Source organism: Streptococcus henryi DSM 19005 (assembly GCF_000376985.1).
Lineage (GTDB): Bacteria > Bacillota > Bacilli > Lactobacillales > Streptococcaceae > Streptococcus > Streptococcus henryi.
This window is the reverse complement of record NZ_AQYA01000033.1, coordinates 89,554-103,818: the sequence shown is the minus strand read 5'-3', so window position 1 is coordinate 103,818 and position 14,265 is coordinate 89,554. Positions and strand designations below refer to the sequence as shown.

Sequence of the window (14,265 nt, the reverse complement as noted above, 5' to 3'; positions counted from 1 at the left end):
TCATGACACATGAGAATTGCAGATAAAAACGCAACCCGCGCCATTCTTGAGCGTCACGGGTTTACTTTTAAAAAATCATTCGGTCAGAACTTTTTGACTGACACCAATATCCTACAAAAAATTGTGGATACGGCGGAGATTGACAAGAATGTCAACGTTATTGAAATCGGTCCTGGTATCGGTGCGCTTACTGAGTTTTTGGCAGAAAATGCGGCAGAAGTTATGGCTTTTGAAATCGATGATCGTCTCGTGCCAATTCTGGCTGATACGCTCCGCGATTTTGACAATGTCCAAGTCATCAATGAGGACATCCTCAAGACTGATTTGCAGACCCGCATCAAGGACTTTGCCAACCCGGACCTGCCTATCAAGGTGGTGGCTAACCTTCCTTACTACATCACAACCCCTATCCTCATGCACCTGATTGAATCTAAGATTCCCTTTGCCGAGTTTGTGGTCATGATGCAAAAAGAAGTGGCGGACCGCATCTCAGCCAAGCCTAACACTAAGGCTTATGGCTCTTTGTCAATAGCTGTGCAGTATTACATGACGGCTAAGGTGGCCTTCATTGTGCCACGTACAGTCTTTGTACCAGCTCCAAATGTGGATTCAGCTATTCTTAAGATGACCCGCCGTGAGCAAGCGCTGGTTGAAGTTGAGGATGTGGATTTCTTCTTCCGCGTCTCTAAAGCAGCCTTCGTCCATCGCCGCAAAACCCTTTGGAATAATCTGACTAGCCACTTCGGTAAATCAGAAGAAATCAAGGCAAAACTTGAAACAGCCTTAGAAGCTGCAGAGCTCAAGCCATCTGTCCGTGGTGAAGCTCTGTCCATCGCAGAATTTGGGAAATTGGCCGATGCCCTTCTAGCAGCTGGAATCAAATAAGAAAGCATTAATAATTGAGTTTTGATTATAATGCTATAAAGAATAGAAAAACAAAGTAAGAAGGTGAAAACGGCTCCAGTGTGAAGGGCTAGTTTGAGCTTTCTTTTTTCTTTTATAAAACGTCTAAAGTATGGTAAAATAAAAGTTATGACAAAAGATTTTCATCATATCACAGTGCTCTTACATGAAACCGTTGATATGCTTGACATCAAGCCTGACGGAGTCTATGTTGACGCTACGCTTGGTGGAGCAGGGCACAGTGAGTATTTACTTTCAAAATTAGGGCCTAATGGCCATTTATACGCTTTTGACCAAGATCAAAAAGCCATTGATAATGCCCAAGTGCGTCTTAAAGAGGCCATTGCAGAAGGCAAAGTCACCTTTATCAAGGATAATTTTAGAAATCTGACATCAAATTTGGCTGCCCATGGTGTAACTGAAATTGATGGTATTTTGTATGACCTTGGGGTTTCAAGTCCTCAGCTGGATGAGCGTGAACGCGGATTTTCTTATAAGAAAGATGCTCCGCTGGATATGCGTATGAATCGCGACCAAGCTCTTTCTGCTTATGATGTGGTCAATACTTATGACTATCATGATTTGGTTCGAATTTTCTTCAAATATGGAGAAGATAAATTTTCTAAGCAAATTGCTAGGAAGATTGAACAGGCACGTCAGATTAAACCAATTGAGACCACAACAGAATTAGCTGAAATTATTAAATCTGCTAAACCGGCCAAAGAACTTAAGAAAAAAGGCCACCCAGCCAAGCAGATTTTCCAGGCTATTCGAATTGAAGTTAATGACGAACTTGGTGCTGCAGATGAATCCATTCAACAGGCATTGGATTTACTAGCAGTCGACGGTCGTATTTCAGTTATCACTTTCCATTCTTTGGAAGATCGCTTAACAAAACAGCTCTTTAAAGAAGCTAGTACTGTTGATGTCCCCAAAGGTTTGCCTTTTATTCCAGATGATTTACAACCAAAAATGGAATTAGTTAACCGGAAGCCCATCCTGCCAACAGAGCAAGAACTGGCTGTGAACAATCGTTCACACTCAGCTAAATTGCGCGTGGCTAGAAAAATTAGGAAATAAGCATGACAAATACAAAACATAGCGAAGCTGTATCAAATGCCCTACAAAAACGCATTAGAACTTTCAGCAGAGTTGAAAAAGTTTTCTATGGTGCTATTATACTAACGGCTATTACTATGGCAATTAGCATTATCTTTTTACAAAGCCGTAATTTACAAGTTCAACAACAAATTTCTGAATTGAACAGTGATATCAATGCTCAAAAAACTGAACTGAATAATGCTAAACAAGAGGTTAGCGAACTAACACAGAAAAGTCGCGTCACAGAAATTGCAAATCAGGCAGGTCTAAAAGCTGAGAACGCAACGATTGCAGAAGTGGAGTAACTGCCTATGAAGATATTTAAAAGATGGGTTAATGTCTTTCTAAATTATGTAATCAAGGATAGAAAGTCCCCAACTAAGAACCGTGAACGGGTTGGTCAGAACCTCATGCTTCTGGCTGTTTTCATGTTCTTTGTCTTTATGATTAATTTCATTATTATCATCGGGACAGACAGTAAATTTGGTGTTAATTTATCCAAAGGAGCCAAAAATGTTTACCAGGCAACTGTGACTGTTCAAGCCAAACGCGGTACGATTTATGATCGTGGTGGTAATCCAATTGCGGAAGATTCGACAACATATAGTGTTTATGCCATTGTTTCAAAATCTTATAAGACAGTAAGTGGGAAAAAGCTATACGTCCAAAGCTCTCAATTTGATAAGGTTGCTGAGATTTTTAATGAGCAGCTTGGGATGGAAAAGGACTATGTTCTTAAACAACTAAAAACAAAAGATGTTTTCCAAGTGAGTTTTGGAACACTGGGATCAGGCATTTCATATAGTACCATGAGTGCCATCGAGGCGGCAATGGAAGAGGCAGAGATTGAAGGAATTGCCTTTACAACAAGTCCAGGACGTATGTATAAAAATGGGACATTTGCCTCACAGTTCATTGGCTTTGCTCAATTACAAGAAGACGATGAAGGAAATAAATTACTAGTCGGAAAAACTGGACTCGAAGCCAGTCTTGATAGTATTTTATCTGGTCAAGATGGACAGGTTACCTATGAAAAAGATAAGAATGGTAACATCTTATTAGGAACTGAAACAACTGTTACTGAAGCGATTAATGGTCAAGATGTTTATACAACTTTATCTGAGCCACTGCAAACCTATTTAGAGACCCAGATGGATGTTTTCCAATCTAAAGCTAACGGCGTATTTGCAGGTGCTACTGTTGTCAATGCAAAAACAGGCGAGATTCTGGCAACCACTCAGCGACCAACCTACAACCCTGAGACCCTTGAGGGTTATAATCTAGAAAATCTAAATAATTCTTGGAATACTTTGCTGCATCAAGCAGGGTACGAACCTGGATCAACGATGAAAGTGATGACGTTAGCCTCAGCTATTGATGCGGGTGTCTTCAATGCTTCTGAAGGAGTTTCAACTGTTGATGGGATTACCGTTGTTGACACAACCATTAATGACTGGAACGTTAACGAAGGTGAAACAGGTGGCTATATGACCATGGCTCAAGGTTTTGCTTTTTCAAGTAATGTGGCCATGACGACCCTGGAGCAAAAAATGGGTGCAGACAAGTGGCTCAATTATTTATCATCTAAGTTCCGTTTTGGCTATCCTACGCGCTTTGGTTTAGGCGGTGAAGCTGCGGGTATCTTAACTGATGATAATGAAGTAACGACAGCCATGACTTCATTTGGTCAAGGTATTAACGTGACTCAAATTCAGATGCTCCGTGCTTTTACAGCTATTTCAAATGACGGTAAAATGTTGGAGCCTCAATTCATTTCCAAATTAGTTGATACGAATTCTGGTACAAGTAGAGTTTCAACGCCTGAAATCGTTGGTAATCCAGTTTCAGAAGAAGCTGCTAGCCAAACACGTGATTACATGGTAACAGTTGGTACGGACCCACAATATGGAACTCTGTATTCAAGACTTTATGGTCCTGTAATCCAAGTTGGTAACTACTCAGTTGCCGTTAAATCTGGTACGGCTCAAATTGCTGCGGAAGACGGAAGTGGTTACCTTGACAGTTCAGGAAATAATAACCTTTATTCTGTTGTTGCAATGGTCCCATCAGGAGATCCAAGTTTCATTATGTACGTGACTCTTCAGCAACCTAAAGATTTCCAAGTTTTATATTGGCGTGATGTCGTTAATCCAGTCTTGGAATATGCTATGCAGATTGAAGAAAGTCTGACTGCTCCAGCCCTTGCTGTAGGTGAGGAAGAAACAAGTTATGTCATGCCAGATTTTCTTGGGAAAGGGCCTGGAGAAACAGCTGCTGTGTTGAGACAAAATTTGGTTCACCCAATTGTTTTGGGAACAGGAAGTAAAATTGTTAAAATTTCTAAAAAAGAAGGTAGCAATGTAGCTTCTGGGGAACAAGTTCTTATCCTATCTAACACTCTGAAAGAAGTTCCGGATATGTATGGATGGACAAAAAAGACTGTTGAACGTTTCTCAAAATGGACAGGAATCACGATTAACTACAAAGGAGCAGAGTCGGGAACTGTCATTAAACAAAGCGTTGATGTTGGTAAAGACATCGATGATGTTAAAAAAATTACAATTACTCTAGGAGACTAAAATGTTATCAAGTTTACTTGCGGGGGTGCTTGCATTTGTACTTACCGTATTAGCTATGCCACGCTTTATTCGATTTTATCAAATGAAAAAAATCGGTGGTCAGCAAATGCACGAAGATGTAAAGCAACACTTAGAAAAAGCAGGGACACCAACGATGGGAGGAACTGTCTTCCTTGTTGTTAGTTTATTAGTAAGTGCTCTCTTCAATATTTTTCTTCAAGGTTTCAATAGCCTGGGAGCTACTATTGGTATCTTGTCAGTTGTTCTTATTTATGGATTGATTGGTTTCTTAGATGATTTCTTGAAGATTTTCAAACAAATCAACGAAGGATTAACCCCAAAACAAAAGATGGCTCTTCAAATTTTAGGCGGTTTAATCTTCTATTTCGTACATGTTAGACCAAGTGGCAGTGATACGCTTAATATCTTTGGTTATAATCTTCATCTTGGTATTTTCTATGTTTTCTTTGTCCTATTCTGGATAGTTGGTTTTTCAAATGCGGTCAACTTGACGGATGGTATTGATGGCTTAGCCTCAATTTCAGTTGCCATCAGTTTGGCTACATATGGAATAATTGCTTATATTCAAGGACAATTTGATATTTTACTGATTATTTTGGTGACAATTGGTGCCCTTCTAGGCTTCTTTGTCTTTAACCATAAACCGGCTAAGGTTTTCATGGGAGATGTGGGAAGCCTTGCTTTGGGAGGATTATTGGCTGTGATTTCAATTGCTCTTCACCAAGAATGGACATTGTTGATTATTGGGATTGTCTATGTCATTGAGACTAGCTCAGTCATGTTGCAAGTGTCTTATTTCAAATACACAAAGAAAAAATTTGGTGAAGGACGTCGTATTTTCCGTATGACACCTTTCCATCACCATCTTGAACTTGGCGGATTATCAGGAAAAGCTGATAAATGGTCAGAATGGAAAGTAGATGCTTTCCTTTGGACGCTAGGTTTAGTTGCTAGCTTGATTGTACTGGGAATTTTGTATTTCTAATTAGCTATCAAATATAATGAGTGGAGTTTGACTTTTAGTCAGTTTCATTTTTTATTTCTTTTAAGTTAAATATTTTACAAAAATGTTACAAAAATATTGACAATAGATTTCTTGGTGATATAATAGATGGTGTAAAAACATGATAAAGGAAAGAATCTAATGAAGGTAAAAGTAATTCGTATTGTCAGTCTTCTCTTGCTAAGTAGCTTTTTATTGATAGCTTGTGGTAAAAATCAGTCCAAAGATACTAGTCAATCAAGCGATAAAACAGAGCTAAAAACTTCGAAATCGACCTCATCAAGTAGTAAATCAAAAAATAAAGAAAAAACCAGTGAAAGTGAGTCAGCAACTGAAGCAGATCAGTCATCTACAGAAAATGACAGTAATGCAAGACAAGAGTCAACTAATGAAGAAAGCTCAGATGTGTCTTCTACAATTGACCTCAATGCTTTGTTAAATGGAGACAATACTAGCATAGCTGATACTTGGGAAAATGATTTGGGTGAATGGGTGACGATTACACCTAATGGGCAAGTTTATACTAATAAAACTGATTTGGAATATGCCATTCAATCGGATCGCATAGATCAAGTTTTCTGGGGTACGATTTATAATCCAGAAAGCGAGTATGGTAGCGCAGCCTTTATCGTAGTGCCAGCTGGAGTGGCGAATCCTCACTTTGGGGATACTTCAGATAAGGATAGAATTTTGATTGGCCAAGATATCAATGCCGATTATCATCCATATTTCCGTAAAGAACAGTAATATAACCTAAGAAGAGGGCAGGTGATGTCCTCTTTTCGTTACCTTTGCTTAAAATCACTATTTAATGGTATAATACTAGGAGAAGAAATCGAGGTATAACATGTCATTATTTAAGGATTTTAATTTTAAAACTTACATCCAAGAGGCCTTGGATGATTTAAAGTTTACAAAGCCAACTGATGTCCAGAAAAAGCTGATTCCAGTTGTTCGTTCTGGCCGTGATTTGGTAGGAGAGTCAAAGACTGGTTCTGGTAAAACACATACTTTCCTTTTGCCAATTTTTGAAAAATTAGATGAGGATGGAAAGTCTGTTCAGGTTGTTATTACAGCACCTTCTCGTGAATTGGCGACTCAGATTTATCAAGCAACAAAACAGATTGCAGATCATTCTGAAAAAGAAATTCGTGTTGCTAACTATGTTGGTGGTACAGATAAACTTCGTCAAATTGAAAAGCTCAAATCTTCACAGCCTCATATTGTTATTGGGACACCTGGTCGTGTGTATGATTTGGTTAAGTCTGGAGATTTAGAGATTCATAAGGCTCATACATTTGTAGTGGATGAAGCTGATATGACTCTAGATATGGGATTCTTGGACACAGTTGATAAGATTGCAGGTGCTTTGCCTAAGGACGTTCAAATCTTAGTCTTTTCAGCAACTATTCCACAAAAATTGCAGCCTTTCTTGAAGAAATATTTGACAAATCCTGTCATGGAAAAAATCAAGACTTCAACTGTTATCGCTGATACTATTGATAACTGGTTGGTTTCAACTAAGGGGCGCGATAAAAATGCTCAAATTTTGGAAATTGCCAAAACTCTTAACCCTTATATGGCTATGATTTTTGTCAACACCAAAGAACGTGCGGATGACCTTCACGCCTATCTTTCAAGCAATGGTCTTAAAGTGGCGAAAATCCATGGTGGTGTGGAGCCTCGTGAACGAAAACGTATTATGAACCAGGTTAAGAATCTACAGTTTGAATATATTGTAGCGACTGACCTTGCTGCTCGTGGTATTGATATTGAAGGGGTTAGTCATGTGATTAACGATGCCATTCCTCAAGATTTATCATTCTTCGTGCACCGTGTCGGACGTACTGGACGTAATGGTTTACCTGGCACAGCTATCACTCTCTATCAGCCAAGTGATGATTCTGACATCAGAGAACTTGAGAAGTTGGGCGTAGCCTTTGTGCCAAAAGTTCTTAAAGATGGTGAATTTCAGGATACTTACGACCGTGATCGTCGTGCTAATCGTGAGAAGTCATATAAGAAACTTGATACTGAGATGATTGGTTTGGTGAAGAAGAAAAAGAAAAAAATTAAACCAGGATACAAGAAAAAAATCCAGTGGAAAGTTGATGAAAAACGCAAACGTGAACGCCGTGCTGAAAATCGTGCCAAAGGCCGTGCTGAGCGTAAGGCTAAGAAACAAAGCTTCTAATAAAGCGACTCTTGAGATTCTGTCTCAGGAGTTTTTCTTTGTGATAGTTTTTGTCTATCAGGTAATAGAAATTCTCAAATAGTCTAGGTTCTATAATTTTGATAGAATGGAACAAAATATAAAATGAGGATTTATGATGAAAAATAGATTTTTAGTAGCTTTAGGTTTGGTTTCGGCAGCTTTTCTATTCTTAGCAGCTTGCTCGACAAAAAGCGATGAGGCTGCTTCTGGGAAAAAAGTGATAACTGTTGCGACTGATTCGGATACTGCACCTTTCACTTTCAAAAAAGATAATGACTTTAAGGGCTATGATATCGATTTGATTAATGCCATTTTTGATGACTCGGATACTTACGAAGTTAAATTTGTAACCACAGCCTTTGATTCTATTTTGACAGGAGTAGATGCAGGACGCTATCAGATTGCTGCCAATGACTTTAATTACAATAAAGAACGTTCTGAAAAATACTTATTCTCAGATCCAATTTCAAAATCAAATTATGCTATTACTAGTGCTAAAGGGGTAAGTTATTCTAGTTTGGATGATTTATCTGGTAAGTCAACAGAGGTAATTTCAGGATCAAATTATGCTCAGGTTTTAGAAGAATGGAATAAAGCTAATCCAGATAAAGAAGAGATTAAAATTAATTATGCTTCTAGTACGACAGGATTAACAACACGCATTCAGCATATTGAGAGTGGTAAAATTGATTTTATTCTCTATGATGCGATTTCATCATCATATTTGGTAAAAGATCAAGGTTTTGATTTGACTGTAAGTAATCTTGAAGATACAATTGGCGGAGAAACAGATGGACTTGAATATTTCTTGTTTGCTGATAGTCAAGAAGGAAAAGAACTTCAAGAATTTGTTAATGAACGTCTTAAAGACCTGCATGAAGATGGGACACTAGTTGAATTGAGCCAGGAGTATTTCGGTGGAGATTATGTTTCATCACTTAAGTAAGAAGTGATATTTCAGACTTATGATAAAGAGTACCTATCCTTGTGATAGGTTTTATTTATCACATGATAAGAATAAAATATTTTACAGAGGACTTGTTATCGTGTTAAAATATTAGGATGAAAAGGAGAAGGTGCCGTAAGAAACAGCCGTATTGTCAGTTTGTCATAGGTGTAACCAATTCTTCCCATAAATAGAAAAAGTAAGGAACAAGTTATGAGTTCACTAATATTAACTTCAGGATGGGCTTGGTATGATAAGTTTGTCCAAATGTTTCCACAAGGGAAACTCTTCAGTTGGCGGTCTGTTTTTGATGCCATTCCATCAATTTTAGGTCATTTACCAACAACCTTAGGATTGACACTTGCAGGGGCAGTCTTTGGATTGATGTTAGCTCTGCTATTTGCCATCGTCAAAATTAACCGTGTTAAGGTTCTTTATCCCATTCAAGCTGTTTTTGTCAGTTTTTTACGCGGGACACCGATTTTGGTTCAGCTTATGTTGACCTACTATGGAATTCCTCTCTTTTTGAAATTTCTTAATCAGAAGTATGGTTTTGCTTGGAATATTAATGATATCCCAGCTTCAGTCTTTGCTATTACTGCCTTTGCTTTTAATGAGGCGGCCTATACGAGTGAAACCATCCGTGCAGCTATTTTGGCTGTGAATTCTGGTGAAATTGAAGCTGCGCGAAGCTTGGGGATGACATCTATCCAAGTTTACCGTCGTGTCATCATTCCTAATGCGGCTGTTATTGCTACACCTACATTGATTAATGGTTTGATTGGTTTGACTAAAGGAACATCATTGGCCTTTAATGCGGGTATTGTCGAGATGTTTGCGCAAGCCCAAATTTTAGGTGGTTCTGACTATCGTTATTTTGAGCGCTATATTTCAGTTGCCTTGGTTTATTGGCTTGTCAGCATTGTCATTGAAAATATCGGCCGCTTGATTGAAAAACGCATGGAAATCAAGTCTCCAGAAAACATCACTAATGATATTCCAGGAGGTGTACGTTAATGATTAGAATTTCAAATTTAACCAAAGAATTTTCAGGGCAGAAAGTTTTGGATGGTCTTAACTTGGATATTGAAAAGGGTGAAGTTATTGCTTTGGTTGGTGCTTCAGGTGCAGGTAAATCAACTTTCTTGCGAAGTATGAATTACCTTGAAGAGCCTGACTCTGGAACAATTGCTATCGACGATTTTAAGGTAGATTTTAATAAAATCACAAAAGAAGAGATTCTAACCCTTCGTCGTAAGCTTGCCATGGTTTTCCAACAGTTTAATTTGTTTGAGCGTCGTACAGCACTTGAAAATGTCAAGGAAGGCCTCAAGATTGTTAAGAAGATGTCAGATGCTGAAGCGACAGCTATTGCCAAGGAAGAATTGAGGAAAGTTGGTTTGGCAGATCGTGAAAATCATTATCCTCGCCACCTTTCTGGTGGTCAGAAGCAGCGTGTGGCTTTGGCGCGTGCTCTTGCTATGAAGCCAGATGTCTTGCTATTGGATGAGCCTACTTCGGCTCTTGATCCTGAGCTAGTTGGTGAAGTTGAGAAATCTATCGCTGATGCTGCTAAATCAGGTCAGACCATGGTTCTAGTCAGTCACGATATGAATTTTGTCTACCAGGTTGCAGATAAGGTTCTCTTCTTGGAAAAAGGAAAGATTCTTGAGCAAGGGACACCTGATCAAGTTTTCAATCATCCAAAAGAAGAGCGCACCAAAGAATTTTTTGCTAGCTATACAAAATCATACATTTAAAGTCTGACTTTTGCTATAATGAGAAGAGTGAGAATTCTCGCTCTTTTTATTGTCAGTTCTTTACTTGGATGGCTGACGTTGTGAGAACAAAAGTAAGAATGATAAAGGTGATATGATGGTTGTAGAAATATTTTCCCTCTATGTGCAGGGGTTGTTACTGGCGATTTTAACAGTAATTATTGCAGGGGGTTTTTGGCTTGCTTGGAGAGCAAGTAAGAAGTTTGATAAGACGGTCAAAGAGCGACAAGCCTCTTTATATGAAGCAATGATGATGGCTGTCATGACTGCACCAATCTTATCTTTTGCTTACATGGCTATATTATTAATGCTCAAGTCGTAATGATTGCATTATGATTTTTGACTGGTAAAATGTAAGTAGAACTGATAACAAGGAGAAAAAACGTAATGTATGATACTTTAATTATTGGATCAGGACCTGCTGGGATGACAGCAGCCCTATATGCCGCACGCTCAAATCTCAAAGTTGGGATTATTGAACAAGGAGCACCGGGCGGTCAAATGAATAATACATCTGAAATCGAAAACTATCCGGGATATGAGCATATTTCAGGACCTGAGTTGTCTATGAAGATGTATGAACCACTTGAAAAATTCAATGTTGAACATATCTATGGAATTGTCGAAAATATCGAAAGTGATGGTTTGGTAAAACGTGTCATCACTGAGGATGAAACTTATGAAGCTAAGACTGTTGTTATCGCAACTGGTGCCAAATATCGTCTCTTGGGTACTCCAGGTGAGGAAGAGTATACTAGTCGAGGCGTTTCTTACTGTGCGGTCTGTGATGGAGCTTTCTTCCGTAATCAAGACTTACTAGTAGTTGGAGGCGGTGACTCTGCTGTTGAGGAAGCTATTTACCTTACTCAGTTTGCTAATACAGTAACAATTATTCATCGCCGTGATGAATTGCGTGCGCAGAAAATCTTGCAAGATCGTGCCTTTGCAAATCCTAAAATTAAATTCCTTTGGGATTCTGTTGTTAAAGAAATCAAAGGTGGGGATATCAAAGTTTCTGGTGTGACAGTTGAAAATGTCAAAACTGGCGAACTTAGCGAACATGATTTTGGTGGTATTTTCATCTATGTTGGTATGAATCCAGTTTCTGCCATGGTTTCAAAACTTGGTGTTACAGATGATGCTGGCTGGATTATGACAAATGATAAGATGGAAACAAGCGTTCCGGGTGTCTATGCAATTGGTGATGTTCGTCAGAAAGAACTTCGCCAGATTGCGACAGCAGTAGGTGAGGGTGCTATTGCTGGTCAAGGTGTTTATCACTATATTACTGAGAATTTTTCATAATGCATCCTATTGAAAGCAGACTAAGTTCTGCTTTTTTTGGTTATGGAGCTCTGCAATTTTCCGAAAATTAATGAAATATGTTATAATAGTCACAATATTGTGTATGACACATGAAAAAGGAGTCAATCTATGTATCAAGATGACAGTTTAACGCTACACACAGATTTGTATCAAATTAATATGATGCAGGTTTATTTTGAGCAAGGAATTCATAATAAAAAAGCTGTTTTTGAGGTCTATTTCCGTAAAGAGCCTTTTAATAATGGCTACGCTGTTTTTGCAGGGTTGGAAAGAATTGTTAATTATCTAAAAGATTTGAAGTTTTCGGAGTCTGACTTGGCTTATTTGGCTGAGCTGGGTTACAATGAAGCTTTTTTGACTTACTTACGTGACTTGAAATTAGAGCTTACTGTTAAATCTGCGCGTGAGGGAGACTTAGTCTTTGCTAATGAACCAATTGTACAAGTGGAAGGCCCGCTTGCTCAGTGTCAACTTGTTGAGACTGCTCTGCTTAATATTGTCAACTTTCAAACCTTGGTTGCTACAAAAGCAGCTCGCATTCGCTCAGTAATTGAAGATGAGCCACTCTTGGAATTTGGTACTCGTCGTGCTCAGGAAATGGATGCAGCTATTTGGGGTACCCGCGCAGCTGTTATTGGTGGAGCTGACGCCACATCAAATGTCCGCGCAGGAAAACTTTTCGGAATCCCTGTCTCAGGTACGCATGCGCATGCTCTTGTTCAAGCCTATGGTAATGACTATGATGCCTTTATGGCTTATGCAAGTACCCATAAAGATTGTGTTTTCCTAGTTGATACCTATGATACCTTGAAAATTGGGGTTCCAGCAGCTATACGCGCGGCTAAGGAATTAGGAGATAAGATTAATTTCCTAGGTGTTCGTTTGGATTCAGGTGACTTGGCCTATCTCTCTAAGAAAGTTCGTCAACAGTTAGATGATGCTGGATTTCCTGATGCCAAAATCTACGCCTCTAACGATTTGGATGAACATACTATCCTTAACCTTAAGATGCAAAAGGCAAAAATTGATGTTTGGGGAGTTGGAACAAAACTGATTACAGCCTTTGACCAGCCTGCTCTTGGAGCTGTCTATAAGATTGTCTCTATGGAAGATGACAATGGGGTCATGCAAGATACTATCAAGCTATCAAACAACGCTGAGAAAGTTTCAACACCAGGTAAGAAGCAAGTTTGGCGTATCACTAGTCGTGAAAAAGGTAAGTCAGAGGGAGATTACATCACCTTTACTGATACTAATGTTAACGACCTAGATGAGATTAACATGTTCCACCCAACCTATACTTATATTAATAAGACGGTTAAAGATTTTGATGCTGTTCCTCTTCTTGTGGATGTCTTCGATACAGGTGAATTAGTCTATGACTTACCAAGTCTAAAAGACATTCAAACTTACGCCCGTAAGGAATTTGATAAACTCTGGGATGAGTATAAACGTGTCCTTAACCCACAAGATTATCCAGTTGATTTGGCCAAAGATGTCTGGCAAAATAAAATGGATCTTATTGACCGTATTCGTAAAGAAACCTATGCAAGAGGTGAAATCAAATGAGTTTACAAGACCAAATAATTGCCTATGAGGGAGTCAAACCAGTTATTGATGCTAAGGAAGAAATCCGTAAATCAATCGATTTTCTCAAAAACTACATACTTAAACATCCTTTCTTAAAAACCTATGTTTTAGGAATTTCTGGAGGACAAGATTCAAGTTTAGCAGGTCGCTTAGCCCAGCTTGCTATGGAAGAACTTCGTGCTGAAACAGGCAATCAAGACTACAAATTCATTGCAGTCCGCCTTCCTTATGATGTTCAAGCTGATGAGGACGATGCTCAAAAAGCTTTGAGCTTTATTCAACCTGATATCTCTTTGGCAGTCAACATCAAAGAAGCAGTAGACGGTCAGGTAGCAGAGCTAATTAAGGCCGGGGTGAGCGTTTCAGACTTTAACAAGGGAAACATCAAGGCCCGTCAGCGCATGATTACTCAATATGCTATTGCTGGGGAAAATAGCGGAGCTGTTATCGGAACCGACCATGCTGCTGAAAACATCACAGGTTTCTTTACTAAGTTTGGTGATGGTGGAGCAGATATTTTGCCACTTTATCGCCTCAACAAACGCCAAGGCAAACAGCTTTTGGAAGAACTAGGTGCCAATAAGTCACTTTATGAAAAAGTTCCAATTGCAGACCTTGAAGAAAATCGTCCAGGCTTAGCGGATGAAGTTGCACTCGGTGTGACTTATGACGATATTGATGATTACCTTGAAGGTAAAAAAGTATCTGCGCAAGCCCAAGCTACCATTGAAAGCTGGTGGCACAAAGGTCAACACAAACGCCACTTACCAATCACCATCTTTGATGATTTTTGGAAATAAATC

Annotated in this window: 14 protein-coding genes; all 14 read left to right on the top strand. The window is 38.9% G+C overall.

Annotation, left to right across the window (positions count from 1 at the left end; translation table 11 throughout):
• Positions 1-9 precede the first annotated feature (9 nt).
• The 14 genes from rsmA to nadE all read left to right on the top strand — a co-directional run bounded on the left by rsmA (position 10) and on the right by nadE (position 14,262).
• Positions 10-885, top strand: a complete 876-nt coding sequence (gene rsmA, locus F601_RS0106885; RefSeq protein WP_018164937.1) for a 16S rRNA (adenine(1518)-N(6)/adenine(1519)-N(6))-dimethyltransferase RsmA — start codon at positions 10-12, stop codon at positions 883-885.
• A gap of 147 nt (positions 886-1,032) precedes the next feature.
• On the top strand, positions 1,033-1,983 hold the full coding sequence (gene rsmH, locus F601_RS0106880) for a 16S rRNA (cytosine(1402)-N(4))-methyltransferase RsmH (RefSeq protein ID WP_051070623.1): 951 nt from the start codon (positions 1,033-1,035) through the stop codon (positions 1,981-1,983).
• 2 nt (positions 1,984-1,985) lie between these two features.
• Complete coding sequence (gene ftsL / locus F601_RS0106875; protein ID WP_018164935.1) at positions 1,986-2,309, top strand: cell division protein FtsL; 324 nt, start codon at positions 1,986-1,988, stop codon at positions 2,307-2,309.
• A gap of 6 nt (positions 2,310-2,315) precedes the next feature.
• Positions 2,316-4,583, top strand: a complete 2,268-nt coding sequence (pbp2x, locus tag F601_RS0106870) for a penicillin-binding protein PBP2X (RefSeq protein WP_018164934.1) — start codon at positions 2,316-2,318, stop codon at positions 4,581-4,583.
• A gap of 1 nt (position 4,584) precedes the next feature.
• On the top strand, positions 4,585-5,589 hold the full coding sequence (mraY, locus tag F601_RS0106865) for a phospho-N-acetylmuramoyl-pentapeptide-transferase (RefSeq protein ID WP_018164933.1): 1,005 nt from the start codon (positions 4,585-4,587) through the stop codon (positions 5,587-5,589).
• Positions 5,590-5,748: 159 nt separating this feature from the next.
• The gene (locus tag F601_RS0106860; protein WP_018164932.1) at positions 5,749-6,354 is read left to right on the top strand and encodes a DUF6287 domain-containing protein; all 606 of its coding nucleotides are present in this window, start codon (positions 5,749-5,751) and stop codon (positions 6,352-6,354) included.
• A gap of 100 nt (positions 6,355-6,454) precedes the next feature.
• A complete protein-coding gene (locus F601_RS0106855; protein WP_018164931.1) occupies positions 6,455-7,801 on the top strand; it encodes a DEAD/DEAH box helicase in 1,347 nt (448 codons plus the stop codon).
• 136 nt (positions 7,802-7,937) lie between these two features.
• Positions 7,938-8,768 (top strand): transporter substrate-binding domain-containing protein, encoded by an 831-nt coding sequence (locus F601_RS0106850; RefSeq protein ID WP_018164930.1) that lies wholly within the window; start codon positions 7,938-7,940, stop codon positions 8,766-8,768.
• Positions 8,769-8,981: 213 nt separating this feature from the next.
• Positions 8,982-9,785, top strand: coding sequence for an amino acid ABC transporter permease (locus F601_RS0106845; RefSeq protein WP_018164929.1), 804 nt, complete (start codon positions 8,982-8,984; stop codon positions 9,783-9,785).
• The gene (locus tag F601_RS0106840) at positions 9,785-10,528 is read left to right on the top strand and encodes an amino acid ABC transporter ATP-binding protein (protein ID WP_018164928.1); all 744 of its coding nucleotides are present in this window, start codon (positions 9,785-9,787) and stop codon (positions 10,526-10,528) included. Before F601_RS0106845 ends, F601_RS0106840 begins: the two co-directional genes overlap by 1 nt.
• Positions 10,529-10,643: 115 nt before the next feature.
• On the top strand, positions 10,644-10,868 hold the full coding sequence (locus F601_RS0106835; RefSeq protein ID WP_018164927.1) for a DUF4059 family protein: 225 nt from the start codon (positions 10,644-10,646) through the stop codon (positions 10,866-10,868).
• Positions 10,869-10,933: 65 nt separating this feature from the next.
• A complete protein-coding gene (trxB, locus tag F601_RS0106830) occupies positions 10,934-11,851 on the top strand; it encodes a thioredoxin-disulfide reductase (RefSeq protein ID WP_018164926.1) in 918 nt (305 codons plus the stop codon).
• A 129-nt stretch (positions 11,852-11,980) separates the two neighbouring features.
• Positions 11,981-13,441 (top strand): nicotinate phosphoribosyltransferase, encoded by a 1,461-nt coding sequence (locus F601_RS0106825; protein ID WP_018164925.1) that lies wholly within the window; start codon positions 11,981-11,983, stop codon positions 13,439-13,441.
• Positions 13,438-14,262 carry an ammonia-dependent NAD(+) synthetase gene (nadE, locus tag F601_RS0106820; protein WP_018164924.1) on the top strand — a complete coding sequence of 275 codons (825 nt, stop codon included), beginning with the start codon at positions 13,438-13,440 and terminating at the stop codon, positions 14,260-14,262. Before F601_RS0106825 ends, nadE begins: the two co-directional genes overlap by 4 nt.
• Positions 14,263-14,265 lie beyond the last annotated feature (3 nt).